This window comes from Nocardia sp. NPDC051787, assembly GCF_040681325.1.
Lineage (GTDB): Bacteria > Actinomycetota > Actinomycetes > Mycobacteriales > Mycobacteriaceae > Nocardia.
This window is the reverse complement of the sequence record NZ_JBFAYO010000005.1, coordinates 1-24,886: the sequence shown is the minus strand read 5'-3', so window position 1 is coordinate 24,886 and position 24,886 is coordinate 1. Positions and strand designations below refer to the sequence as shown.

The window sequence follows — 24,886 nt, the reverse complement described above, 5'->3', positions numbered from 1 at the left end:
GCCGGGTGACTGCCTGGAATTCGCTCAGCGCTCGCGCGGGCGAAATCCACCTGCAGCGGTGGCGCTAGCGGACAGCCACCTCACGTGTCCTAGAAATATCCATTCTTCGAACCACCTCCTTCCTCGTGTACGAACGAATCTAGCGAGGCATCAGCGGGTCGGCAACGGAATTTCTCCGTGGGCGGAAACGTCCAGCCGCTGCCGCCCGTGGGCACCGCGCCGCGCGCCGTTGGCCGCGAAATCGGTTGTCAGCTGCCCTGATGCATCGATATGTAGCACCGCGTCGGCCCGATGATCCAGCGGCAGTTGGTGCGTGACGACGACCACGACGCGATCCGGTTCGACGAGGCCGCTGTCGACATCCAGCAGGGCGCGCAGCAGCCGCGCCCCGGACTCGGCCTCCAAGTGCTCAGTCGGTTCGTCGAGCAGCAACACACGAGCGGATGACACCAGGGCACGCGCGAGGAGGATGCGGCGGCGCTGACCGCCCGACACGGCCGCCGCTCCCCCGACCAGATCGGTGTGCACTCCCTGTGGCAGACCGTCCAGCCAGGCACCGAGACCAGCTGTCCGCAAGGCTTGCTCGGCTTCCGCCTCGGTGATATCGCCGCGGGCGACCCGCAGATTCTCCAGCACCGAGGTGCCGAACAGGTGCGCGTCCTCGGCGAAGAAGGTGACGCCGGGGCGCGGCGTGCCGAACAGGCCCGCCCATGCCATCAGCAGCGTCGTCTTCCCGGCACCGCTCGGCCCGACCACCGCGATCCGTCGCCCCTCCGGCAGCTCCGGTACGCGGGTGCCTGTCGCACGGCCAGAACCGGCCAACCCGATCCAGCGCCCTGCCATCGGCTCACCCGTGCGGAGTGCTGCCGCTTCATCGACCTCCACGGCCGCCGGTCCATCGTCGAGCGGTCGAGTCGCCGTCGCCGAATCGTCCCCGCGAGGGTGCGCAGCGGCGATTGCGTCATCGCCGGTTCGAGTAACCCTCGTTGTGGCGGGGCGGGTTGTCGGCGATGTGCCGGGATTCGGCGCGGCCATGGTCGCCGGATCGCCTTCGAATCCGGCCAGGCGATACAGGGCCGCGCGGGCGGTCGTGAGTGCCTGCGCCGCAGCGGGTAGCGGACCGACCGCCTCGAAAGCCGACAGGGGCAGCAGGACCAGCACGGTGAGCGCCATCGGCGTCATCGCACCCGTTGTCGCGCCGTCGGGGCCGTAGAGGGTGATGCCGATCAGCAAAGCTCCGAGCACGCTGGCGCCGATCGACAGCGGCGTGGCAGCCGCCGACCAAGCGCTGTGCGAGGCCGCGGTGTCCTCCGCGGCGACGGCTCGGCGTGCGGAGTCCGCCGCCATGTCGAGTGCGGCATCGAGCCGCCCGGCGACGCGTAGCTCGGCCGCGTGGTCGAGGACCGTGAGGGACCGCGCGGTGAACTCGGCGCGATCGGCGCGCACGGCGCGCTCGGCCGCACGCGCCGCCTTGGCCGACAGCCACGGAGCGACGACACCGGACACCGCGAGCGCGCCCGCCAGGATCGCGGCGGCACCCAGCGAGATCGTGGCCAGCAGGCCAACGGCGGCCAGCGAGAGTACGACGGCGACCGTGACGGGCACGAATACCCGCACCACGACCGCCCCGAGATCATCGATGTCGCTGCCGACCCGGACGAGCAGATCACCTCGGCGCGGCGCAGTGGAACCGCTGCCAGCGCCGAACCCGTCGGCACCACTGTTCGACGGCTCCGGCCGACGCAGCCAGAAGTCCGAGCGGGCCAGCGTTCGATAGACCGTCGTGCGGGCCGTCGTCATGGCGCGCAGGGCGACATCGTGCGTGGCCAGGCGTTCCATGTACCGGGACAGGCCCCGCGAAATACCGAGGGCGCGAACCGCGACCACGGCGATGCTCAGGTCCAGCACCGGCGGCATCTGCCAGGCGCGCGCGATCAACCACGCGGCCAGTGCGGCGAGACCGAGCCCGCTCCCCAACGCGAGCACACCCCAGGCGATCGCCACCGCCACCCGCCAGCGGGACAACTCGAGCAGCGCCCACATCCGGCGCAGATCTTCCAGCAGCGTGGTGCCACCGATATTCCGCGTGCTCATCGGACGACCTCGGCCTGCTCGGCGCCAACCTGGACGACACGGTCGGCCGCGGCCAGCACGGTCGGACGGTGCCCGATGACCACCACCGTGGCGCCCGCGCGAGCGCGTACTTGCAGCGCGGCCAGTACGGCGGCCTCCGCGGTGGCGTCCAGATGCGCCGTGGGCTCATCCAGCAGCAGGACCGGGCGGTCGGCGGCCAGCACCCTGGTCAGCGCGAGCCGTTGGCGCTGGCCCAGGGACAATCCGACACCGCCGGGTCCCACCATGGTGTCCCATCCGTCCGGCAGCTCGGCGAGCACGGCATCGAAACCGGTGGCGACGCACGCCGCCTCGAGGTCGTCGACAACCCGGGCAGGTCCCCGCGCGGAGCGGTCCACCGTCTGGGCGCCGAGCAGTTCGAGGTTGTCCCGCAGTGTGCCGGGAACGAGCACCGGCCGCTGCGGCAGCCACGCCACGCGCGCCCACCATCGCTCCGAATCCAGCTCATGCAGATCGTTCCCGTCGACGGTCACCACACCCCGATCGGGCGTGATCAAGCCGAGGATGGCCTGCACCGCCGTCGATTTCCCGCTTCCGTTGGGCCCGGCGAGCACAGTGAGGGAGCCGGGCGAAAACGTTGCCGACAGCCCTGCGGGCGCGAACCCGTCCCGCGCGCGCACCGAGAGGTCGCTCACCTCGACCAGTCCACGGCCTGCGGTATCGCCGAAAGTACCGCACTGTGCCGTCTCCGCCCCAGACGAAACTCGAAGCGCAGGAACACGATCGGCGACATCGGACTCGTGGGCTGCCGTATCGCGCACGGCGTTCGACCTAACCGCCCGGTTGTCCCGCTCCGCAGTGCGCATGCCGGGACCGCTGAGTTCCTCGCGATCGCGCACGCGCACGCCCGATGCCATCCCACGTCGCGGTGTATCGCGCTGTCCTGCGCCGGATGCTCCCGACGAAGCAGCGTGTTCGATGGCACTCGTTCGGTGGCCCCGCTCTGCGGGCACCGATTCGAGTATCGCGAATGCCTTGTCCGCGGCCGCCATGCCGTCCTGGGCGGCGTGGAAACGCTCGCCGACCATGCGCAGCGGCAGGTAGACCTCGGGCGCCAAGATCAAGGCGACCAGCCCCGCATACAGGCTCATCTCGCCGAACACCAGGCGCAGCCCGATCGAGACCGCGATCAGCGCCACGCTCAGCGTCGCGAGCAACTCCAGCACCATCGAAGACAGAAAGGCGATACGCAGGGCGCGCATGGTTCGCAGCCGCAACGCGTCACCGAGATCTCGCACGCGGTGCTGCATGGTGTGCACACGTCCGGCAGCTCCGACCAGCGGACCGGAGTCGGCGGCGACCTGCCGCGCGTGTCGGGAAGGCTCGGGGGCGGCTTCGGCCGCGCCGGTCTCCCGGCCGAGCGCCCGCAATGTCGGCATGCCCGCGAACAGGTCGAGCAACTGATCCGACAGCCGGGTGGTGGCCGCGAGCGTGGCTTCAGCGCGCCCCTGGGTCAGCAGTCCGATGAGGATCATGAAGACCGGGATCAGCGGCAAGGTGATCACCACGATCACACCGGAGGTCAGATCGTGCATCGCGATCACCGCGAGCACGATCGGCGGAACCAGTGCCGCCAGCAGCAGCGCGGGCAGGTAGCCGACCAGATAGCCGCGCAGCCCGGACAGCCCGGCGCCGACCACCACGGCCAGCTCGGTTCGGCGCGCCTCGAGTTCGCGCGGGGACAGCCGCGCGCCCGCCGCGAGCACCGCCGTTTCCAGTTCCGCCACCACGCTCGCGCCCGCCCGGTGGGCCAGCCTGGACTGGAACCAGGTAGCCAGCGCCCGGACCGCGAGCACGAGCGCGAGGACGGTCAGTTCGATCGTCCACGCGCCGAGAGTGCGCCGGTCCGGGTCGGTGACGACCCCGGCCAGCACCCGTCCGATCAGCACCGCCGCCAGCACGATCGCACCGGTGATCAGCAGCGAGAGCGCGACACTCAGCACCAGGTAGCTACGCGCCGAGCGGGCGTACCGCCACAGGCGTGGATCGATCGGTGGACGGGCCATGGCGTCAATCCTGCACGGAGCCCAAGGGCAGGCCCACCGGAGCGGGAATCTGCTCGACGGTGATCCGCTTGCGGAAAACCCAGTACGTCCACCCCTGGTACACCACCACGACCGGCGCGATAAACGCCGCTGCCCAGCTCATCACCTTCAAGGTGTAGGGCGTCGAGGACGCGTTGTGGATGGTCAGGTCGAAAGCCGCGTCGATCGTCGAGGGCAGCACATTCGGGAACAGCGACCCGAACAGCAACGCGGTCGCCGCCGCCACGGTCACCGTGGTGCCGGTGAACGCCCACCCGTCGCGCTGGGCGAAATCGGCCGCTGCCGCGATGAGCAGCCCGAGCACCGCCAGCGCCAAGGGAATCCAGGTCCACCCGGTCCCGTAGGACAGCTGGGTCCACAACCCGAATCCACCGACCACGACCACGGCCGGGGGCAGCAGCAGGCGGGCGGCGCGCCGTGCGGCGGCGCGCACCTCGCCGCCGGTCTTGAGCACCAGGAACATCGCGCCGTGCAGCGCGAACAGCAGCCCGGTGGCCACTGCGCCGAGCAGAGCGTACGGCCCGAACAGGTCGGCCACCGAGCCGGCGAACTGCTTCTTCTCGTCCAGCGGAACCCCGTGCACCACGTTCGCGAACACCCAGCCCCAGGCCAGCGCCGGAATCCAGGAACCGATACCGATGCCGATGTCGCAGCGGGCGCGCCAGCGCGGGTCATCGATCTTGCCGCGGTACTCGATGGCGCAGATGCGCAGGATCAACGCGACGAGCACCAGCAGCAACGCGAGGTAGAAGCCGGAGAACAGGCTGGCGTACCACTCCGGGAACGCCGCGAACATCGCGGCGCCCGCGGTGATCAGCCAGACCTCATTGGCATCCCACACCGGCCCGATCGTGTTGAGCACCACGCGCCGTCGCGTATCGGACCCCTTGCCCAGGATCGGCATCAGCATCCCGACGCCGAAGTCGAAGCCCTCCAGCACGAAATAGCCCGTGAACAGCACACCGATCAGGACGAACCAGAACTCTTGCAAACTCATCGCCGGCTCCTAGTACGCGAACGAAAGTTGTTCGACGGCAGGTTCTTCGGCGCGGCGGCCGCCGGAGGTCTCGTCGGTGTCGCGCGACTCGCCCTGCGCCGGCGCGACGGGATCAGGCCCATGGATCACATACCTGCGCATCAGGTAGAACCACACCACCGCGAGCGCGCCGTACAGCAGCGTGAAGGTGATCAGCGAGAACAGCACGACGCCGGGCGAATGGTTCGAGACGCCCTGCTGCACGGTGAGGCGCAGGTTCGGGTCCCCGGTGGGATTCGGCACCACCACCCACGGCTGGCGCCCCATCTCGGTGAACACCCATCCGGCGCTGTTGGCCAGGAACGGTGTCGGGATGGCGAGCAGGCTCAGCCAGGAGAACCATTGCTGGTCCGGCACCCGGCCGCGGCGGGTGAGCCACAGCCCCGCCAGGGCGAGCAGCGCCGAGCCCGCGGCCAGGCCGATCATGGCGCGGAACGACCAGTAGGTGACGAACAGGTTCGGCCGGTAATCGCCGACGCCGAAGTGTTCGTTGTAGGCCTTCTGCAGGTCTACGACGCCATCGAGGGTCACCCCGCTGAACGAGCCCTCGGCCAGCCACGGCAGCACGTACGGCACCTCGAGCACGTGTATGACGCTGTCGCAGTTGTTGTGCGTGCCGACGGTGAGCACGGAGAAGTGGGGGTCGGTGGCGGTGTGGCAGAGCGATTCCGCCGACGCCATCTTCATCGGCTGCTGCTCGAACATCAGCTTGCCCTGAACGTCACCGGTGTAGACCAGCGCGGCCAGCGACACGATCAGCACGGCGATGCCCGCCCGCGCGGCGGGTCGCCACATGGTGCGCGCCTCGGCGAGTTTCACTTCGTCGCGGGTTCGAGCGTTGCGGACCATCCACCAGCCCGCGATGCCCGCCACGAATGTGCCCGCGGTGAGGAACGATCCGGCGACCACGTGCGGAAAGGCGGCCAGCGTCGTGTTGTTGGTGAGCACCGCGACGATGCTTTCCAGCTCGGCGCGCCCGGTTTCCGGGTTGTACTTGGCGCCGACCGGATGCTGCATGAACGAGTTGGCCGCGACGATGAAGTACGCCGAGGCGTTCACGCCGATGGCGACCATCCAGATGGCGCCGAGGTGAAGCAGTTTCGGCAATCGGGTCCAGCCGAAGATCCACAGGCCGAGGAACGTCGACTCCATGAAGAAGGCGACCAGACCCTCCAGGGCGAGCGGGGCGCCGAACACGTCACCGACGAACCGGGAGTACTCGCTCCAGTTCATGCCGAACTGGAACTCCTGCACGATGCCGGTCGCGACACCGAGCGCGAAGTTGATCAGGAACAGCTTGCCGAAGAACTTGGTCAGCCGCAGCCAGTGCTGCTTGCCGGTGATCGCCCATGCCGTCTGCATGGCGGCGACCAGCGGCGCGAGACCGATGGTCAGCGGCACCAGGAGAAAGTGATAGACCGTCGTGATGCCGAATTGCCATCGGGAGATGTCCAGGGCACTCAAGCCGACCTCCTACGTATCTACGACGTGTCGTAGTAAGACTACGCCGGAGGCACGCCGCAACAATGAGTCCTAGACCACGCTATCCCGGGCCTTTCCGCCCGAATCGCCGCTTTCCCGTGCTCACCGCCACCCCGTGCCCGCCCGAGTAGGACGGAGATCACGGGGGTGGCACCGATCAGCGAAGCTGCACCACGGGTCGGCGTCTCGCTGACGCGACAACTGAACTCGTCAGCACAGGGGTAATTCACCGGGTACGCCCACAACTCGAGCGGCACCCCACCGCAGGACCTGAACGCTCCCGCAGTCCCCGACTAGTACGGCCTGAAGACCTGGAGAGGCGCAGGAGCGCTTACCAGTCACCGATGGCGCCTGCCCGCTCGATGCCTCGATTCACCAGTTCGATGATCTCCCCGGCGTTGTCCGGCGCGGACATCCGCAGACCGTCCAGCGAGTTCACCCGCGCCGCCAGCGAGATGCTCGACAGCATCCAGATGCTGTCGCAGGTGAGCAGATCGGCGGTGAACAGCGAGTCGTAGCGGCACTGCCAGCCGGCCTTCTCGGCCTCGCCGAACAGCGCGCGCTGGGTGACGCCGGGCAGCACGCCGTTCTTGGCGGGCGGGGTGATCAACTGCTTGTCGCGCGCGATCACGACGGTGGACCGCGGACCCTCCAGCACCCGGTTCTCGGTGCTGGTGAAGATCACGTCGTCCGCGCCCATCCGCGCGGCGAACCGGAGCGCGGCCATATTGGTGGCGTAGGACAGCGTCTTGGCCCCGAGTAGCTGCCACGGCGCCGCCTGCGCCAAGTCGATCGAGATACCGCGCGACAAGCTCACCACCGCGACGCCTTCGGTGCGAGCCTTCTCGACGCGCTCGGGCACCGGCACCACCAGAACGAAGGCCGTCGGCACCGGCACGGCGGCGGCGAGATCACCGGTCTTCACCTTGTCGGGCGCGCCGGACAGTTCGGAGTCGCGGCCGCGGGTGAGCACCAGCCGCATGATCCCTTCGCGCTCGCTGCCCCACTCCTTGGCAGCAGTCTCGACCGCTTCCCGCCATTTCCCCAGCTCCGGCTCGGGCAGATCCAACGCCTGCGCGGAGCGACGTAACCTGCCTAGATGAAATTCGATCGCGCACGCGACTCCTGCGCGCACTAGAACCGTTTCGAAGACACCGTCGCCGCGCAATACGCCAATATCGTCCGCAAACAACAACGGCGCGTCCGCATCGCGGACCACGCCATCGAGTGTTACCAGAACTCGATCCACCATGCGTCGAGCGTAGGCGGTAGGGGCGGACAATGCCTATGTCACGGCCGCTTTCGCAAGACCTTTTGTCAATGTTCCTGGCGGCATCGGTCGCAATACTCGCAAAATGCCGATTCGCTATGCCCAGTTCCGGCTCGGCAGCCCGGTGTACGCCACGCAGAGAAGGCGCAGCCGGAGAAGTCCGCGCTCGGCCCGCGCCGGGGTGAGCCCAGGCAGAGGCAACCGCAGAAAGAGCGCAGCCGGACGAAGTCCGCCGTTAGCCCGCGCCGGGGTGAGCGAAGGCGAGGCAGCCGCCTAGAGTGGAGAAGGTGTCCGTGGTCGTTGCGCCCAGCCCCATCCTCAGTGTGTCGGGAGCCGTGCCGGGAGCGGCGGGTTCGCCCGACGCCGCCGTCGCTTGGCACTACGGCGATCCGTTCGGCGAACAGCGCGCCGCGGTGGACCGCGCCGCGATCGTCGACCGATCGCACCGCTTCGTCCTGCGCATCACCGGCGCCGAGCGCCTCACCTGGTTGCACACCATCTCCAGTCAGCATGTCGCCGCCCTCGGTGACGGGCAGTCCGCGGAGAATCTCGACCTGGATCTGAACGGCCGGGTGCTGCATCACTTCGTGCTCACCGAACTGGACGGCACGGTCTGGATCGACACCGAAGGCGAGCGCGGGGCCGACCTGCTCGCGTTCCTGCAGAAGATGGTGTTCTGGGCCGACGCGCACCCGGTCGATGCGACCGACCACGCGGTGCTGAGCCTGTTCGGGCCACGGGTCGCCGAGCTGACGGACGCGCTCGGCATCGCCGCCCTTCCTGGCGCGTACCAGGCGACGCCGCTGCCCGGCGGTGGCTTCCTGCGCCGGATGCCGTGGCCGACGGCGGACTCCTTCGATCTGGTCATCCCACGCGACCAGCTGGCCGACCGGTGGGCCCAGCTCACCGCGGCCGGAGCGGCGCCCGCCGGGATGTGGACGTTCGAGGCACTGCGCGTCGCGGCCGTTCGTCCGCGGATCGGACTGGATACCGACGAACGGACCATCCCCCATGAGGCCCACTGGATCGGCGGCGTCGCCGAACACGGCGCCGTCCATCTCGACAAGGGCTGCTACCGCGGCCAGGAGACCGTCGCCAGGGTGCACAACCTCGGCAAACCGCCGCGGCACCTGCTGCTGTTGCATCTGGATGGCTCGGCCGACGAACGTCCGGCCACCGGCGACGACGTCACCGCGGGCGGCCGCGCGGTAGGCAGGCTCGGTACGGTCGTCGATCACTACGAACTCGGCCCCGTCGCGCTGGCTCTCATCAAGCGCACGGTTCCGGCCGACACCGCACTCGTCGCGGGCCCGGTCGCGGCGGCCATCGATCCCGATTCGGTGCCTGCCGACGACGCGCCGCAGGCCGGCCGGATCGCGGTCGACCGGCTCCGCGGGCGCTGAACCCGTTGACGAACGACCGGTCGGCCAGGGGCCTTCCCCCGCCGGCGTACCCATCCCCCTCAGCGCCGAGCTCCCTATCCATGACGAGAGGAGCGCTGTCCATGCGCATCGGTGACTCCGGAGAGGTCCTCGCCACCTGCGTCGTGCACGCCGACCTCGAGGTACCGGGGCGAGTCGGTCGCACGGCGATCGACAAAAGGCCGGTAGCCGGCCGGGTCGGGGTGCGTTTTCTCGGTTTGGCGGGCGACCACGTCTGCGACACCAAGCACCACGGTGGCGTGCACCAGGCCGTTTATGCGTACGCCGATGAGGACGCCCGCCGCTGGGGCACGGAACTCGGCCGCGAGCTGGCCGCGGGCTGGTTCGGCGAAAACCTGCGCGTCGCCGGTCTTCCGGTCAGCGACGCGGTGATCGGCTCGCGCTGGTCGATCGGCGACACCCTGTTGGAAGTGAGCGCGCCGCGGGTACCGTGCGCCACGTTCCAGCACTGGAGCGGCGAGCTGCAGTGGGTGAAGCGGTTCGCGCTGCGCAGTGACACCGGCGCCTACCTGCGAGTGCTCACCGAAGGCACGATCGGCGCCGGCGATCGGGTCACGGTGGTGCACGTCCCCGAGCACGGCATCACCGTCCGCGACGTGTTCACCGGTGCCGATCTCGACCTGCTCGCGATCCTGCTGGCCGACGAGCCGACCATCTCCGACGACGTGCGGATGCAGATCGAACGGCACGCGCGCAGGCAGACCAACGCCGCACGCGCTGCCGGCGCGCAAGGACGGCATAGAAGAACCGAGCATCGGAGCGGAGTCGTGAGCGAGCGTCAGCGAGCGAACCGAGAACACAGCGCGCCCTCGCGCACGACGGAGCCGAGCGCCAGCGAGGCGGAGTCGTGAGCGTGGAACTGGTCGAAGTCGTCCGCTCGGGCTTCCGCGAGTGTGTGCACCGCGGCTCGGTGGTGGTGCTCGACGCCGAGGGCGAACCCACCCTGGCGCTGGGCGAGGTGCACCTGCCGATCTTCCCGCGCTCGACGAATAAACCGATGCAGGCGATCACCCTGCTCCGCAACGGTTTCCAGCCGATCGACGACGCCGAGCTGGCCATCGCCACCGCGTCGCACTACGGCGAGCCGGACCACATCGCGCTGGTGCGCAGGCTGCTCGACCGGTTCGGGTTCTCCGAGGCATCCCTCGCGTGCCCACCCGACCTGCCGTTCGAGGAGCGCGCCCGCGCGGCGGTGCTCTCCGACGGACAGCAGCCGCGCCCGATCTACATGAACTGCTCCGGCAAGCACGCGGCGATGCTCGCGACCTGCGCGATCAATGGCTGGCCCACCGAGGGCTACCTGGACCAGGCGCATCCATTGCAACGCGCGGTGGTCGCCACGGTGGCCGATCTGACCGGCGAGCCGGAATCCGATCTCGGCATCGATGGCTGCGGATTGCCGATCATCCCGGTGTCGCTGGTGAACCTGGCCAAGGTGTTCGCGGCCATGGCGACCGCCGAACCCGGCACCCCGGAACGCCGGGTCGCCGACGCCGTCCGCGCACATCCGCGAGTGATTTCCGGCACGAACGGCCCCGACCTGCTCGCTATGCGGGCAACCCCGGGACTGTTGTGCAAGATCGGCGCGGACGGTGTGCACGCGGGTGCGCTGCCGGATGGATCGTCCTTCGCGTACAAGATCGACGACGGTCACGACCGCGCCCGGATGCCGCTGACGCTGGCCATTCTGCATCGGATGGGGATCGAATGGACCGATGCGCATGCGGAACTCGCGGCACCCGCTGTGCTCGGCGGCGGCGCCCGAGTCGGTGTGATCCGCGCGATACCCGGGGTCGTGTAGCGATTTCTCGCGGGGCGACAAGCGGGCAAACGGCACCAGTTCCGGAGTTCTTCACCCACTCCTGGAAGCGAGACCGGCAGACACACGCTAAAGTGTCTGTCAGGAAGAGTATTAATTCGAACGGGGCCGCCACCAAACCCCAGGCCGCCCCGCTGTGACGCGAGGGGGTCAGCCATGGGCCGTGGCCGGGCTAAGGCAAAGCAGACCAAGGTCGCACGCGAGCTGAAATACAGCTCGCCCACGACCGACTTCGCGAGCCTTCAGCGCGAGCTTTCGGGAAGCCCCAACTCCCAGCGGAGTGGTGGTGTGCTGTCCGATGAGCACGACGCGGACGACTCCTTGTCCCGCTGGGATGAGGACGACGACTACGACGACTGGCGCCGCTGACTCGGATTACGTCTTGAAGGGGGAGGCCGACGGGCCTCCCCCTTCGAGCGTTGTCGCGGGTTGACGGGACTGGCGCCGAAAAGGCTTGCAATACACCAGAGTCCCGCATCGGATGAGGATGCGGGACTCTGGTGTGTCTTCCGCCGATATCAGAATCGCGGATGCTCACCGACCAGCACGGCGCGCACCGCGTCGGCGTCCTTGGCCTTCTTGACCGTGCCGAGCGTCCAGCACTCGATGTGCCGCGCGGTCAGCACGGCCAGCGCGCGGTCGACGTCCTCCGGGGCGACGACGGCGACCATGCCGATGCCCATGTTGAACGTCTTCTCCATCTCGGCCCGATCCACCCGGCCGCGCTGGGCGATCATCTTGAACACCGGTGCCGGATTCCAGGTTCCGCGATCCAGGTCGGCGACCATGCCGGCGGGCAGCACCCTGGCCAGGTTGGCCGCCAAACCGCCGCCGGTGACGTGGGCGAACGTGCGCACGTCGGTCTCGGCGATCAGCGCGAGGCAATCCTTGGCGTAGATCCTGGTTGGCTCGAGCAGTTCCTCGCCGAGGGTGCGGCCGAATTCCTCGACATGCCCGGTGAGCGACATGCGGTCGATGTCGAGCAGCACCTTGCGGGCCAGACTGTAGCCGTTGGAGTGCAGGCCCGAGGAGCCCATGGCGATCACCACGTCGCCGGGACGGACCCGATCCGGCCCGAGCACCGCGTCGGCCTCGACCACGCCGACGCCGGTCGCGGACAGGTCGTAATCGTCGGGGTCCATCAGGCCGGGATGCTCGGCCGTCTCACCGCCCAGCAGCGCGCATCCCGCGCGCACGCACCCTTCGGCGATACCGGAGACGAGTTCGGCGACCTTCTCCGGAACGACCTTTCCGATCGCGATGTAGTCCTGCAGGAACAGCGGCTCCGCACCGCAGACCACGAGGTCGTCGACGACCATCGCGACCAGGTCGAGGCCGACGGTGTCGTGCTTGTCCATCGCCTGCGCCACCGCGATCTTGGTGCCGACGCCGTCGGTGGAGGCGGCCAGCAGCGGTTCCCGATACCCACCCTTCAGCGCGAACAGCCCGGCGAAGCCGCCGAGGCCGCCTTGAACCTCGGGCCGGGTCGCCTTCTTCGCCAATGGCCCGAACAACTCGACGGCGCGATCACCTGCCTCGATGTCCACGCCTGCCGCGGCGTACGAAGCACCACCACTTGGGGTCTGTTCAGTCATTTTCGGGGAAAGCTCCAAACCGAATCGGCGGATAGATGCCTGCTCACGCTACCGGAGCGGGATAACGACCCCGCACCGGTGTTGGCTCGCCCTCTTGACAATAGGGCAGCGCGAACCGTAATACGGACCATCAGTCCGACTCGTTCCCGTCGAACAGTCCGGCCATCCGTGTCCGGCGGCGACGCTGCCGCGCCGGGTCGGGCACCGGTACCGCGGCCACCAGACGCCGCGTGTAGTCCTCCCGCGGAGCCCGCAGGATGTGGTCCCGGTCGCCCTGCTCGACCACCGCTCCGTTGCGCAGCACCACGATTCGGTCGGCGAGCTGATCGACCACAGCGAGATCGTGGCTGATGAACAGGCACGCCCAGCCGCATTCGCGCTGGAGTTGCCCGAACAGTTCCAGCACCGCCGCCTGCACCGAGACGTCCAGCGCGCTGGTCGGCTCGTCGGCGACGAGCAGGTCGGGGTCGAGTACCAGCGCGCGGGCCAGGCTCGCACGCTGACGTTGCCCACCGGACAGCTCGTGCGAGTACCGGTGTTCGGCGCCCGCGGGCAGCCGCACGTCGTCGAGCAGTCCGCGCACCCTGGCGCGGATCTGCGCCGAACTGCCGGCCTTGTGCACGATCAGCGGTTCGGCTACGCAGTCGCCGATGGTGAGCCGCGGGTTCAGCGAGCTGGCCGGATCCTGGAACACGAATCCGAAGCGTCGCCGGATCGGTCGCAGCTTACGCTGCGACAGGCCCGCGATGTCCTGCCCGCGCACCCGCACCACCCCGGAGGTCGGCCGTTGCAGCGCCGCGACGCAGCGTCCGATGGTCGACTTGCCCGACCCGGACTCGCCGACCAAGCCGAGCGTCTCGCCCGGTCCGATGCGCAGGCTGACCTCGTCCACCGCGCGGAATCTCGGGCGACCGAACGGCCCGGGGAACTCGACCACCAGATCGCGGACCTCGAGCACCGGCTCGCCCTCGGCTCGAGCGGGTTCGGCGGGGCCGTGGTCTATCTGTTCGGTGCCCAGATGCGGGACCGCGGCCAGCAAGGAGCGGGTGTACTCCGCCTTGGGGCTCGTGAACAGCTCGTCCACCGGCGCTTCCTCGACCACCGCGCCGTCGCGCATCACCACCACGCGGTCGGCGATATCGGCGACAACGCCCATGTTGTGGGTGATCAGGACGATCGCGCTGCCGATCCGGTCGCGCAAGTCACGCAGCAGTGCCAGGATCTCGGCCTGCACCGTGACGTCGAGCGCGGTGGTCGGCTCGTCGGCGATGATCACCTTGGGCTCGCAGGCGATGGCGATGGCGATCATCACACGTTGCTTCTGCCCGCCGGAGAGCTGGTGCGGGTAGTAGTCCACCCGGTGTTCCGGATCGGGCAACCCGACCGTCCGCAACAACTCCACCGCGCGCGCCTTGGCGGCCTTCTTGCCCAGATCGGTGTGTGCCCGCAGCGCCTCGCCGATCTGGAAGCCCACCGTGAACAACGGGTCGAGCGCCAGACCCGGCTCCTGGAACACCATCGAGATCGCGCCGCCACGCACAGCGGTGAGCTGCCGCTCGCTCATCCCGGTGATCCGTTCGGTTCCCAGGGTGACAAGGCCGCGTACCGAGGCGGTCTGCGGCAACAACCCCATCGCGGTCCGCGAGCTCACCGACTTCCCGGAGCCGGATTCGCCGACGATGGCCAGTACTTCGCCGGGATAGACCTCGTAGGACACGTCGGTGGCCGCGTGCACGGGCCCCGCGTCGGTGGCGAAGGTGACCGACAGCGATTCGATCGACAGGGCAGGGCGGTCTCGCTCCGCCGTGGATGACTCAGGCATTGGTGGTGTCCTTCCCGCCGACTCCGTCGTGCGCGCCCGGAACGGTTTCGGGCTGCTCGGCGGCGGCACTCGGTGCGGCGGCCCGACGGGTGCGCAGGATCGGGTTGAGCACTTCGTTGAGGCTCTCACCGACCAGCGTCATGCCGAGCACGACGAGCACGATGGCGACACCAGGGAAGATGCCGGTCCACCAGATGCCGTTGGATACGTCCGGCAGCGCCTTGTTCAGGTCGAAGCCCCACTCCGCTGCTTGGGTCGGTTCGATGCCGAAACCGAGGAAACCCAGGCCGGCCAGGGTGAGGATGGCCTCCGATCCGTTCAACGTGACGATCACCGGCAGCGACTGGGTGACGTTGGCGAGGATGTGCCGGAACAGGATTCGCGACGTCGACGCGCCGGTCACCCGCGCGGCGTCGACGTACGGCTCCTGCTTCACCGCCACCGTGGCATTGCGCACCACCCGGAAGTATTGCGGCACGAACACCGCCGTGATCGCCACCGCGGCGGACAGCACACCGCCCAGACTTGTCGAGCGGCCACCCGCGACCACGATGGACACCACGATCGCCAGCAGCAGCGTCGGGAAGGCGTACATCGCGTCCATGAACAGCACGAGCACCCGGTCCGGCCAGCGGCCGATATAGCCGGACAGCAACCCGAGCGGCACACCGATCAGCAGGGAAAGCACCAGCGAGATCGCGATCACCCACAGTGCGGTGCGCGCACCGTAGATCACCCTGGAGAACACGTCTTCCCCACGCACCGAGGTGCCGAACCAGTGCTCGGCCGACGGCGCCTGCTGACGGGCGAAATCGACGCCGTCGGCGGCGCTCTGGGCGAATCCGTACGGCGCGATCAGCGGGGCGAAGAGCGCGGCGAGCACGAAGACGCCGACCAGGCCGAGCCCGAGGATGAGCGTCGCGCGCTGCAATCCCGCGGTCATCGAGAACAGCCGCAGGCCGGGCACGCCCCGGCGCGGCACCGGCGGCGCGAGCACCGGTTCGTTCAGCAGTTCCGGAGCGGTCATCAGAACCTCACCCTCGGATCGATCAGCGCCACCAGGACGTCCACCACGAAACTCATCACCGCCACGATGAGCGCGATGAACGCGACGATGCCCTGCACGGCGATGAAATCCCGCGCCGACAGATACGACGCGAGCTGGTAGCCGAGCCCTTTCCATTCGAACGTCGTCTCGGTGAGCACCGAGGCGCCGAGCATCATGGCGATCTGCATGCCCATCACCGTGACGATCGGGATCATCGCGTTGCGGAAGGCATGTCGTCCGGTCACGACCCGGCGGGACAGGCCGCGCGCCCGTGCGGCGTCCACGTAGTCCGCGCGCAGCGTCTGGATCAGGTTGATCCGCACCAGCCGCAGGAAGATGCCCGCGGTCAGCAAGCCGAGCGCGATCGCCGGCAGCACGGCGTGTTTCAGCACGTCGACCAGATATTCGTTATCGCCGTAGAGGATCGCGTCGATCACCATGATGTTGGTCTTGGGCGAAACATGCTGGAGCTGGAGTTCGACGTTGGTACTGGCCCGGCCCGCCACCGGCAACCAGCCCAGCTCCACCGCGAACACCAGCTTCAGCAGCAAGCCGACGAAGAACACCGGCGCGGCGTAGAACAGGATGGCCAGCAACCGCAGCCCGGTGTCGGCGGCCGAATCCCGGTGAGTAGCGGCATGTCTGCCGAGCGGTACACCGATCGCAAACGCGACGACCAGCGCCCAGCACACCAGTTCCAGCGATGCGGCGCCATAGGTGACGACGACCTCGCTGATCTCCCGGTTGTCCTGGGAGCGACCGAGGTCCCCCCGCATGAGCCCGGAGAGGTAATCCCAGTACTGGGCCAGGATCGGCCGGTTCAACCCGGCCGCCTCCTTTCGCGCCTCGATCTGCTCCTGCGTCATGCGCCCGCCCATCGCGGCGCTGATCGGGTCGCCGACCACGCGCATCAGGAAGAACACAACCGTCACGAGGATCAACGCGGTCACCGGAATCAGCAGCAGGCGCACGCCCAGATAGCGCAGCAGCGCAAGGTACCGAGAGTCATCGCCGCCCTTGACGGTTCGCGGCAACCCGAAGCGCCGGACCCGGGCCTGCGCCGTATCCGGCGCTGTTGTCGTCCCGGGCCCGGCAGTGTCGCCGGAACTCACTTGCTCAGCACCGTATAGCGGAACTTGAACGACGAGTCGAGCGTCTGCTCGACGCCCTGCACGTCATTGGCCGAGACCGCGATCTGCTTGCCGGACAACAGCGGAACGATCGGCAGGAAGTTCTGCGCCAGGTCACGCTGTACCTGCCTGATCTGCTCCATCCGCTTGTCCTTGTCCGGCTGGGTCGCCTCGGCGATCAGCTGCGCGGAGATGCCCGGGTCCTCGAAATGCGACTGCAGGAAGTTGTTCGGCCCGAAGAACGGGCTGAGGTAGTTGTCCGGGTCCGGGAAATCCGGGAACCAACCGAACTGGTAGAGCGGGTACGCGTCGCGCGCACGTTCCCGCTGGTAGGTGACCCACTCGGTGGATTGCAGGTTGACCAGGAACAGGCCGGTGGCTTCCAGCTGCGACTTGATCGCCGCGTATTCCTCGGAGCTGCTGGAGCCGTAGTGGTCCGGGTTGTATTGCAGGTTCAGCTCGACCGGCGTCGCGACACCGGCGTCGGCGAGGAACTTCGCGGCCCGATCCTTGTTCGGCTTGGCACCGTAGATGTCCTTGAACGGCTCCGCCGCGCCCGGCATGCCGTGCGGCACGGACGAATACGCGGGCAGATAGGTGTTCTTGTAGACGCCGTCGGCGAGCGCGGCCCGGTCGACGGTGGCGGCGACGGCCTTGCGGACGGCCAGCTTCTGCTCCGGCGTACCACCCGGCATGGTGTTCAGGTTGAACACGATGTAGCGCAGCTCGCCACCGGGACCCTCATGCACGGTGACCTTGTTGTCGCCCCGCAATGATTCGACGTCGGTGGGCGTGAAGGACCGGTATCCGACGTCGAGCGACCCGTTCTGCAGGTCCAGCTTCATATTGTCGGCGGTGGCGTAGTACTTGGTCGACACCGTCTTGGTTTTCGGGGTGCCGAGAATGCCGTTGTAGTCGGCGAACGCCTGGTACTCCACCAGCTTGTTCTTGTCGTAGCTCGCGATGGTGTACGGGCCGGAGTAGCCCTTGGCCCGTACCACCTCATCGTCCGCCATCACCGTGTCGGGCGCGTACACCTTCTCGTCGACGATCGGTCCGGCCTGGGTGGGCAGAATCGCCGGGAAGGTCTGGTCGTTGGCGACCTTCAGCGTGAACGCGACGGTGCGCGGGTCGACGACGTCGGTCTTCTCCAGGTTGCCGAGCAGCGACGCGGGGCCGTTCGGATCGTTGATCCGCAGCATCCGGTCGAAGGAGAACTTGACGCTGGTCGCGGTCAACGGGTTGCCATTGGCGAACTTCAGGCCCTCTTTCAGGGTGCACGTGTACACCGTCGGCGCGGTGAACTCGCACTTCTGCGCCGCGTCCGGCCGTGGGGTCGCGTCGCTGGGAGCGAAGTTGAGCAGGTACTGGTAGATCTGCGTCTCGGCGACCAGCGACCCGTTGTCATAGGCGGCCGCCGGGTCGAGCGAGAAGATCTTGTCGGTGGTGCCCGCCACCAATCCTGCGCCGCCACCGTCACCGGTTCTTCCGGAACCGCAGCCCGCCACCATTGATGCGGCCAACGCCACTAGGCCGACGGCCGCGATGGTTCGCGCCCCGGTCCGCCGCCCACTCCTCGAATTCCTCATCACGGCCCCACTTCTCGAGCGCCGCACCGCGTTCCCCTGGATCGCAGGCCCGGTACGGACACGGGTGAACTTCCGATCTGATCGGCACCGTACCTACGAAGCATTTTCGGCACGTTACGTTTTCGAAGAAAAATAGCCGCGTCGTCAGCAGGGGTTATGCGTCGCGTCGATGACGCGGCGGAAAAAACCGGTCGTACGTCCAGAATTGCCAGAGACCGCGAGAGGCGATGTCTCGAGTACGCCACATCGCAGTGCGCGACAGTCCAAAACTGTACCCATGGGTCACCGACCGAAGCACCGGCCGACACCCACCGCCAGCGTCTTCACCCCAACTGGCGGGTGAAATCCCCTGCGCCGGGCGCCTTTCCAATTGGCGAGCAGGGAGGGGTTTGACTGTGGGTCGGGACGACGACGGTATCGGTGATGATTTCACGGCGTTGCCGCGCCACGTACATGCTGAGGACGATCGGGTTGCCGAATCCGATAAGCGCCTAACTCAACGGGTCAGCGCAGTCCGGCTGTCGGGGGTCGGGCAGTGGGCGACAAGCGATGAAACGCCGAATGGGCCGCTATCGCGTGTGCGGTGTCCTGATACCCAGCATTGCTTGCGGCTCGCCCCTTTCGAGGACGGCCGGATCGGGCCGCACGATCGCAACATTCCCGGCGGGTGCAAGTGGGTCGGCACCGAGGTGCTGGACGACCGGCTCGGCATCCCACGCGACTACCTGATCACCATCGGCGACACCACCGGTATCGACCGGAAGCGGCTGCCACGTGATCGGTGGTGACTCGAATGACGGACAGGACAACAGATCTGGCGGACGATGACACCGTGGTCCTGGCGGACACTCCGGTGTCCCGGTGCCAGTTCTACCAGCGGGTGTGCGGGCTGCCCGCACGGATAGACCCGCAGATGGGCCGAATCTTCGTGCTATCCGGCAGCGTCGGCGCGATCACCGTGCCCGCGCAGCTCGGCGCGCTGGTGAAGAACCATCTGAACCAGGCCGCACCGGCTGGGCCGATCATCTCGCATCCACGGTCGAAGCGATGGACATTCCTGATCAGGCCGGACGTCCGCGATGAGATGCCGCTGTTCACCGAGTTGTTCCGGCTCAACGCGACCTTGTCTCCGATCGGAGCGCAGATCGCGCTGCCCTCCCCTGCCGATGATGCTGGGGCTGTGGGGTTTCGGCTGTGGGCGCAGGCCCCACGCGATTCCTACCGGCCGTCCGGGCTGGCGGCAATCGAGGCCATCCGTGCCGGCGTGCGTGCGCGACCAGGGCGGCGGAGGTAACCCGCATGGCCGAGCGGCGCATTACGGAACTGAACGGCGAGACCGTGGTGTGGCGGGTGGAGGCGGAGGTGATCCGTGTGCTGCTGGTGCAACGCGCGGACGGTTCGAGCATCCGATTCCGCATCCCGCCAACGCTGGGTGAGTGCGTCGACCTCATGCCGCGCTCGCTGTGGGAACAGGTCCGCTACGAGCACGAACGATCGAAAATCGACTAACGGGAGGAAACAATGGCCATCGCCACCGCCATCCGCACTGCCCTGCTCACCGGCAGCCTGATGTTGGGCACCGCCACCGTCGCCCACGCCGAACCTGTCCCCACCTCCAAGGACGAGGTGGTGTGCTTCCCGCACGCCATCGAACCCCGCAAGAACGGCCACAACTCGATCGCATCGATCTCGTACGGGTTCAAGGTGCACTGCACCGGTCGGCCCTCGCTGCGCAGCGTCACGACCAAGCTGTGGCGTTACGATGCCTCCCACGGGAAACGGTACGTGCAGGCCGAACGCACGGACACCTCGACCGACCCGGATGTCGAAACGCTGTACTCCGCGTCCTGCTCGAGTGCCGGAGTCCTGTACGGGTTCCATACACAGGTGATCGTGAACGCGTTCAACGGCAAACTGGGACCGCGGCAGCGACAACAGCTCGACCATCTCGGCGATCTGCTGACACCACGGGAAGGGAATGACCAATGGACACTCTGGACCATCCAGCGGTCACCGTGGCCCTCGATGCCCTCGCGGATGCTGACCGGGATCGCACCCCGGTCAGCGCCGTCATCCGCGACGACATCGCTGCTGTCGTGATCGACGGCAGCCACGGCCGCTACATCGTGTTCGTCCACCCCGACGGCGACCATTGGGCGACGCACGGAACCACGTTCGGCGCAGCCCGGCCCACCGAACCCCGGCACGAACACACCCCGAACTGGGAGCCGTTGCAGCGACTCGGAACCAGGTTCCGGTCCGCAACTGCCGACCGATCCGGTGAGGGCTGGTTCGCGGTCCTCGGTCTCGCTGCCCACGATGCGGTTTCCCTGTCGGTGGCTTCCTCGCTCGAGGAACATGTCGCACCGATCGGGGAGGACGGTTTGGCGTTCGCGGTAATCCGCGCGTACGGCAGCGACATGCCGCACGTCACTGTGAACACCCGCGACGGCCGGCGAGTGTCAGCCGGACCGCTCGCGGCCTGATCAGAAGCTCCACCCGAATCCGCTACGGGTGGGGCTTCGTCAGTCCCGGGTTTGCACCCCTGATCCCTACCGTCCGCCGCAGGCGATACTGCGGCGAATAGTGGGCGACGAATTCTCCTGCGGTGCTGCGGTTCTCCCGGTTGCCGATGTGATCCGCGCCTTGTTGCGTGCACCAGCACGAAACCACCGCGCCGCCGCTCGAGAGCGGTTCAGCACGGCATGCCGAGGAGCTGCTCAGCGACCGTCCCCGTTCACGGACGGCTCAGCGCGCTCGCATTCGCGTTCTCGCTCAACAGCACCGACTCGGACTGGCCGGTCAGCATGCCCTCGAGCACGTTCTTCCCGATGGCCGCCTCGGTGGGCAGCGGGATCGGATAGTCGCCGTCGAAGCACGCCGAGCACAGCCGGGAGCGCGGCTGCTCGGTCGCGGCGATCATGCCCTCGATGGAGATGTAGCCGAGGCTGTCGGCGCCGATCGACCGGCGCACCCCCTCGACCATGTCCGCGACATCGTCCTCGGTACCGGCGCCGTTGGCGATCAGTTCCGCGCGGGAGGCGAAGTCGATGCCGTAGAAGCACGGCCATTTCACCGGCGGCGAGGCGATCCGCACGTGGATCTCCAGCGCGCCCGCCTCGCGCAGCATGCGGACCAGTGCGCGCTGGGTGTTGCCGCGCACGATCGAGTCATCCACGACGATCAGGCGCTTGCCGCGGATGACCTCGCGCAGCGGGTTGAGCTTCAGCCGGATGCCCAGCTGGCGGATGGTCTGGCTCGGCTGGATGAACGTGCGCCCCACATAGGCGTTCTTCATCAGGCCTTGGCCGTAGGGCACCCCCGACCCCTGCGCGTAACCGACGGCGGCCGGCGTGCCCGATTCGGGGACCGGGATCACCAGATCCGCCTCGACCGGATGCTCCTTCGCCAGGCGGCGGCCGATCTCCACCCGGGTCGCGTGCACCGACCGGCCCGCGATAGTGCTGTCCGGCCGGGCCAGATACACGTACTCGAAGACGCAGCCCTTGGGCTCTGGGTTGGCGAAGCGCATCGAACGCACGCCGTCGGCGTCGATCGCCAGCAGTTCGCCGGGCTCGATCTCCCGGACGAACGCGGCGCCGACGATGTCCAGCGCGGCGGTCTCACTGGCAACGACCCAGCCACGCTCCAGCCTGCCCAGGCACAGCGGGCGCACGCCGTGCGGGTCGCGCGCCGCGTAGAGGGTGTGCTCGTCCATGAAGGTCAGGCAGAACGCGCCCTTCAGCGTGGGCAGCAGCTCCATCGCGGCCTGCTCGATGCTGGAATCGGCCGCGGCGTGCGCGAGCAGGGCCGTGACCACGTCGGAGTCGGAAGTCGCCGCGGCGGGCTGCGGACGGCCACCGCGGACCGAAGCGCCGAGCAGACCGAGTTCCCGTGCACGACCGGCCAATTCGGCGGTATTGACGAGATTTCCGTTGTGCCCCAAGGCTAGTCCGGAACCGACCGCGGTGGTACGGAAGATGGGCTGGGCGTTCTCCCAGGTCACTCCGCCGGTGGTGGAGTAGCGACAGTGGCCGACGGCGATGTGACCGGGCATGGCGGCCAGGGTCTGCTCGTCGAATACCTGGCTGACCAGACCGAGATCCTTGAAGACGAGGATCTGTGAGCCGTCCGACACCGCGATGCCCGCCGCCTCTTGCCCACGGTGCTGCAACGCGTACAGGCCGTAGTACGTGAGCTTGGCCACTTCCTCGCTCGGCGCCCAGACTCCGAAGACACCGCACTCCTCGCGCGGCTCGTTCTCGTCGGCGTCGGGGGCGGAAAACGAGGTGGCGGAAGTGCTGTCGACCGGCAGTTCGGCGTTGGTCACCGTTTGCTCCCTGTTCGGGCGGGCTGGGGGCAGATTTCATTCTACGGGTGCACGCCCGTGCCTTCGCACCGCCACCGCATCCGAGCAGCAATTGGGGATGACCGAAGCTACGGATTTTCGCCACCGTCAGCTGTTACCGTGCGCAACGTGACGACTACGGATGACGCGCGCAAGCCGGGGTCGGACACGCCCCAGGATCGCAGGCCTTGGCCTCGTATGGTGCTGCTCCCCCTCGCCGTGCTGCCCCTGCTGACCGCGCTGCTGGGCATCATGTACCTCGACTACGTCGTCGATCCGGAGAAGAACCTGCACGATTTCCCCGTCGCCCTGGTCAACCAGGACGTCGGGGACGTCATCGGCAGCGGGGACGAGCGCAGGCAGGTGAACTTCGGCAATCAGATCACCGAAGCGCTGGTGCAACGCGTGCCGTCCGACAAGGTCGACCTGCGGGTGATCAGCATCAGCGAGGCGGAGCGGCAGATGCAGTCCGGGCAGGTCTACGGCGCGATCGTCATCCCGAGCGATTTCAGCAAGGTTCTCGGCATTCTCGGTGTGGGCAGCGTCATACCGGGTGACATCCAGCGTCCCATCATCACGCTGCAGACGAACCCACGCACGGGCGCGTTCGGCACCCAGATCGTGCTCCGGATCGGTGACCAGGCGCTGACCGAGGTGAACAAGCAGGTCGGCAGGCAGCTGACCGATCAGGTCAGCGCGCAGCTGGCGCCGCGGCCCGGCGGCCCGCCCGCACCCGAACTGTCCGGCGCGACCAGGGTCGCGCTCGCCTCGCCGGTCCAGGTGGTCGTGCAGCAGTACCACCCGTTGCCCGACGGCAGCGGTCAAGGCCTCACCGCGTTCTTCTACGCGCTGCTGTTGCTGCTGGCCGGAGTGATCGGCGCGATGGTCATCCACACCATGATCGACGCTCAGCTCGGTTTCGTGCCCACCGAGTACGGGCCGTGGTATGTGCACTATCCGCCGACGCCGATCTCGCGGTTCACGACGCTGCTGATCAAGTGGGGCGTGTTCGTGCTGGCGGCGAACATCGTCGCCGGGGTGTTCCTGATCGTCGGCACGCTGCTGGACATGCCCATCGGCAATCCGCTCGCGCTGTTCCTCTACAGCGTGCTGGCCATGACCGCGGTGGGCGTGACCGGGCTGTCCATGCTGGCGGCGATCGGGTCGGCGGGGCTGCTGGTGAACCTGATCCTGTTCGTCATCCTCGGCCTGCCGTCCTCCGGCGGCACCGTGCCGATCGAGGCGACGCCGCGGTACTTCGGCTGGCTGGCCTCGTTCGAGCCCATGCACCAGGTGTTCCTCGGCGTGCGGTCGATTCTGTACTTCGACGCGAACTTCGACGCCGGGCTCACCCGCGGGGTGTGGATGGCGGTGCTCGGGCTCGCGATCGGGCTGGTGTTCGGCGCGGTGGTCACCCGCTTCTACGACCGCAAGGGGCTGGAGCGGCGCAACCGCGTCCGAGCGTGAGCGGCCCGCGGCGGACGTCAGTCGGTCGCGGCGCGGGCGATCGGCAGCCAGTGACCTATTTCGGCCGCGCGGGTGCCGGATGCGCTGACCGCACCCGAGTCGACCGCGGCGTCGAAGTCGAGCAGGCCGGTGGCCAGCAACAGCCAAGTGCGCGGATCGGTCTCCACCACGTTCGGCGGGGTGCCCCTGGTGTGCCGAGGGCCCTCGATGCACTGAACCGCGACGAATGGCGGTACCCGGACCTCCACCGAGTGCCCCGGCGCCGAGGCCGCCAGCGAACGCGCCGTGGTTCGCACCGCCGCCGCGAGTTCGGTCCGCGCCGGCGCGCCCGCCGACTCGTCGCGCAGCCACTCGCTCACCGCCGCCACCGCCGCCCGCATCTCCGCTGGATCAACCGCCCCTCGCGCCACGCAGCAGACCTTACTTTCCGCTCCCGACACCCGAGGCCAGCACTCAGCACAGTTGCCCGGCACCACACTCTGGGAAAGATGCGCAAGATCCGGGCGACTGTAGGCGAAACGGTCACGCGGCCCTACCTTCTTCTTGTGCCTCCGGTCGTCCGGATTGATCGGGGTGTGCGAGCGGGGCAGGGATGGTTTTCATCGCGGCTGCACTCGATGGCCAAGGAGGCTCGGCCCCCTGCCCCGCTGCTTCTTCCCG

The 24,886-nt window shown here is 68.1% G+C and carries 22 protein-coding genes; 10 read left to right on the top strand and 12 right to left on the bottom strand.

Annotated elements, in window-relative coordinates; all coding sequences use genetic code 11:
* Nucleotides 1-150 precede the first annotated feature (150 nt).
* The 5 genes from cydC to AB0M45_RS06840 all read right to left on the bottom strand — a co-directional run bounded on the left by cydC (nucleotide 151) and on the right by AB0M45_RS06840 (nucleotide 7,948).
* The gene (gene cydC / locus AB0M45_RS06860) at nucleotides 151-2,094 is read right to left on the bottom strand and encodes a thiol reductant ABC exporter subunit CydC (RefSeq protein ID WP_364323732.1); all 1,944 of its coding nucleotides are present in this window, start codon (nucleotides 2,092-2,094) and stop codon (nucleotides 151-153) included.
* A complete protein-coding gene (locus AB0M45_RS06855) occupies nucleotides 2,091-4,139 on the bottom strand; it encodes an ATP-binding cassette domain-containing protein (protein ID WP_364323730.1) in 2,049 nt (682 codons plus the stop codon). The genes cydC and AB0M45_RS06855 overlap by 4 nt, the downstream gene beginning before the upstream one ends.
* 4 nt (nucleotides 4,140-4,143) lie before the next feature.
* Nucleotides 4,144-5,175: a cytochrome d ubiquinol oxidase subunit II gene (cydB, locus tag AB0M45_RS06850; RefSeq protein ID WP_364323728.1), complete on the bottom strand. Its 1,032-nt coding sequence runs from the start codon at nucleotides 5,173-5,175 to the stop codon at nucleotides 4,144-4,146.
* A 9-nt stretch (nucleotides 5,176-5,184) separates the two neighbouring features.
* On the bottom strand, nucleotides 5,185-6,678 hold the full coding sequence (locus AB0M45_RS06845) for a cytochrome ubiquinol oxidase subunit I (protein WP_364323726.1): 1,494 nt from the start codon (nucleotides 6,676-6,678) through the stop codon (nucleotides 5,185-5,187).
* Between the two features lie 349 nt (nucleotides 6,679-7,027).
* Nucleotides 7,028-7,948: an aminodeoxychorismate lyase gene (locus AB0M45_RS06840; RefSeq protein ID WP_364323724.1), complete on the bottom strand. Its 921-nt coding sequence runs from the start codon at nucleotides 7,946-7,948 to the stop codon at nucleotides 7,028-7,030.
* 305 nt (nucleotides 7,949-8,253) lie between these two features.
* On the opposite strand from AB0M45_RS06840, the gene AB0M45_RS06835 reads away from it, so the two are divergent.
* The 4 genes from AB0M45_RS06835 (at nucleotide 8,254) to AB0M45_RS06820 (ending at nucleotide 11,596) form a co-directional block, all read left to right on the top strand.
* Nucleotides 8,254-9,369, top strand: a complete 1,116-nt coding sequence (locus AB0M45_RS06835) for a folate-binding protein (RefSeq protein WP_364323722.1) — start codon at nucleotides 8,254-8,256, stop codon at nucleotides 9,367-9,369.
* A gap of 101 nt (nucleotides 9,370-9,470) precedes the next feature.
* Nucleotides 9,471-10,259: an MOSC domain-containing protein gene (locus tag AB0M45_RS06830; RefSeq protein ID WP_364323720.1), complete on the top strand. Its 789-nt coding sequence runs from the start codon at nucleotides 9,471-9,473 to the stop codon at nucleotides 10,257-10,259.
* Complete coding sequence (locus tag AB0M45_RS06825; protein WP_364323718.1) at nucleotides 10,256-11,209, top strand: asparaginase; 954 nt, start codon at nucleotides 10,256-10,258, stop codon at nucleotides 11,207-11,209. Before AB0M45_RS06830 ends, AB0M45_RS06825 begins: the two co-directional genes overlap by 4 nt.
* 174 nt (nucleotides 11,210-11,383) lie before the next feature.
* Complete coding sequence (locus AB0M45_RS06820) at nucleotides 11,384-11,596, top strand: DUF3073 domain-containing protein (RefSeq protein ID WP_039794982.1); 213 nt, start codon at nucleotides 11,384-11,386, stop codon at nucleotides 11,594-11,596.
* Between the two features lie 149 nt (nucleotides 11,597-11,745).
* On the opposite strand, the gene purM is transcribed toward AB0M45_RS06820, so the two are convergent.
* The 5 genes from purM to AB0M45_RS06795 all read right to left on the bottom strand — a co-directional run bounded on the left by purM (nucleotide 11,746) and on the right by AB0M45_RS06795 (nucleotide 18,333).
* A complete protein-coding gene (purM, locus tag AB0M45_RS06815; protein WP_364323715.1) occupies nucleotides 11,746-12,822 on the bottom strand; it encodes a phosphoribosylformylglycinamidine cyclo-ligase in 1,077 nt (358 codons plus the stop codon).
* A gap of 130 nt (nucleotides 12,823-12,952) precedes the next feature.
* Complete coding sequence (locus tag AB0M45_RS06810) at nucleotides 12,953-14,644, bottom strand: ABC transporter ATP-binding protein (protein ID WP_364323713.1); 1,692 nt, start codon at nucleotides 14,642-14,644, stop codon at nucleotides 12,953-12,955.
* Entirely contained in the window at nucleotides 14,637-15,587 is a 951-nt protein-coding gene (locus tag AB0M45_RS06805; RefSeq protein ID WP_364324116.1) for an ABC transporter permease, read from the bottom strand. The genes AB0M45_RS06810 and AB0M45_RS06805 overlap by 8 nt, the downstream gene beginning before the upstream one ends.
* An 83-nt stretch (nucleotides 15,588-15,670) precedes the next feature.
* Entirely contained in the window at nucleotides 15,671-16,681 is a 1,011-nt protein-coding gene (locus AB0M45_RS06800; RefSeq protein WP_364324114.1) for an ABC transporter permease, read from the bottom strand.
* 119 nt (nucleotides 16,682-16,800) lie between these two features.
* Entirely contained in the window at nucleotides 16,801-18,333 is a 1,533-nt protein-coding gene (locus AB0M45_RS06795; protein ID WP_364324112.1) for an ABC transporter substrate-binding protein, read from the bottom strand.
* Nucleotides 18,334-19,016: 683 nt separating this feature from the next.
* Here AB0M45_RS06795 and AB0M45_RS06790 point away from each other — a divergent pair.
* The 5 genes from AB0M45_RS06790 to AB0M45_RS06770 are packed head-to-tail and all read left to right on the top strand — an operon-like array spanning nucleotide 19,017 to nucleotide 20,897.
* On the top strand, nucleotides 19,017-19,199 hold the full coding sequence (locus tag AB0M45_RS06790; protein ID WP_364323711.1) for a hypothetical protein: 183 nt from the start codon (nucleotides 19,017-19,019) through the stop codon (nucleotides 19,197-19,199).
* 5 nt (nucleotides 19,200-19,204) lie between these two features.
* The gene (locus tag AB0M45_RS06785; RefSeq protein ID WP_364323709.1) at nucleotides 19,205-19,705 is read left to right on the top strand and encodes a DNA-directed RNA polymerase subunit beta; all 501 of its coding nucleotides are present in this window, start codon (nucleotides 19,205-19,207) and stop codon (nucleotides 19,703-19,705) included.
* Between the two features lie 5 nt (nucleotides 19,706-19,710).
* A complete protein-coding gene (locus AB0M45_RS06780) occupies nucleotides 19,711-19,920 on the top strand; it encodes a hypothetical protein (RefSeq protein ID WP_364323707.1) in 210 nt (69 codons plus the stop codon).
* Between the two features lie 12 nt (nucleotides 19,921-19,932).
* Nucleotides 19,933-20,511 (top strand): hypothetical protein, encoded by a 579-nt coding sequence (locus AB0M45_RS06775; RefSeq protein WP_364323705.1) that lies wholly within the window; start codon nucleotides 19,933-19,935, stop codon nucleotides 20,509-20,511.
* A complete protein-coding gene (locus tag AB0M45_RS06770; RefSeq protein WP_364323703.1) occupies nucleotides 20,508-20,897 on the top strand; it encodes a hypothetical protein in 390 nt (129 codons plus the stop codon). The genes AB0M45_RS06775 and AB0M45_RS06770 overlap by 4 nt, the downstream gene beginning before the upstream one ends.
* 251 nt (nucleotides 20,898-21,148) lie before the next feature.
* Here AB0M45_RS06770 and purF read toward each other — a convergent pair whose 3' ends face one another.
* Nucleotides 21,149-22,741, bottom strand: coding sequence for an amidophosphoribosyltransferase (gene purF, locus AB0M45_RS06765; RefSeq protein ID WP_364323701.1), 1,593 nt, complete (start codon nucleotides 22,739-22,741; stop codon nucleotides 21,149-21,151).
* Between the two features lie 216 nt (nucleotides 22,742-22,957).
* Here purF and AB0M45_RS06760 point away from each other — a divergent pair, with 216 nt between their 5' ends.
* Nucleotides 22,958-24,226 carry an ABC transporter permease gene (locus AB0M45_RS06760; RefSeq protein WP_364324110.1) on the top strand — a complete coding sequence of 423 codons (1,269 nt, stop codon included), beginning with the start codon at nucleotides 22,958-22,960 and terminating at the stop codon, nucleotides 24,224-24,226.
* 17 nt (nucleotides 24,227-24,243) lie between these two features.
* Here the strand turns inward: AB0M45_RS06760 and AB0M45_RS06755 are convergent, their stop codons facing one another.
* Nucleotides 24,244-24,606, bottom strand: coding sequence for a sterol carrier family protein (locus AB0M45_RS06755; protein ID WP_364324108.1), 363 nt, complete (start codon nucleotides 24,604-24,606; stop codon nucleotides 24,244-24,246).
* Nucleotides 24,607-24,886: the final 280 nt, after the last annotated feature.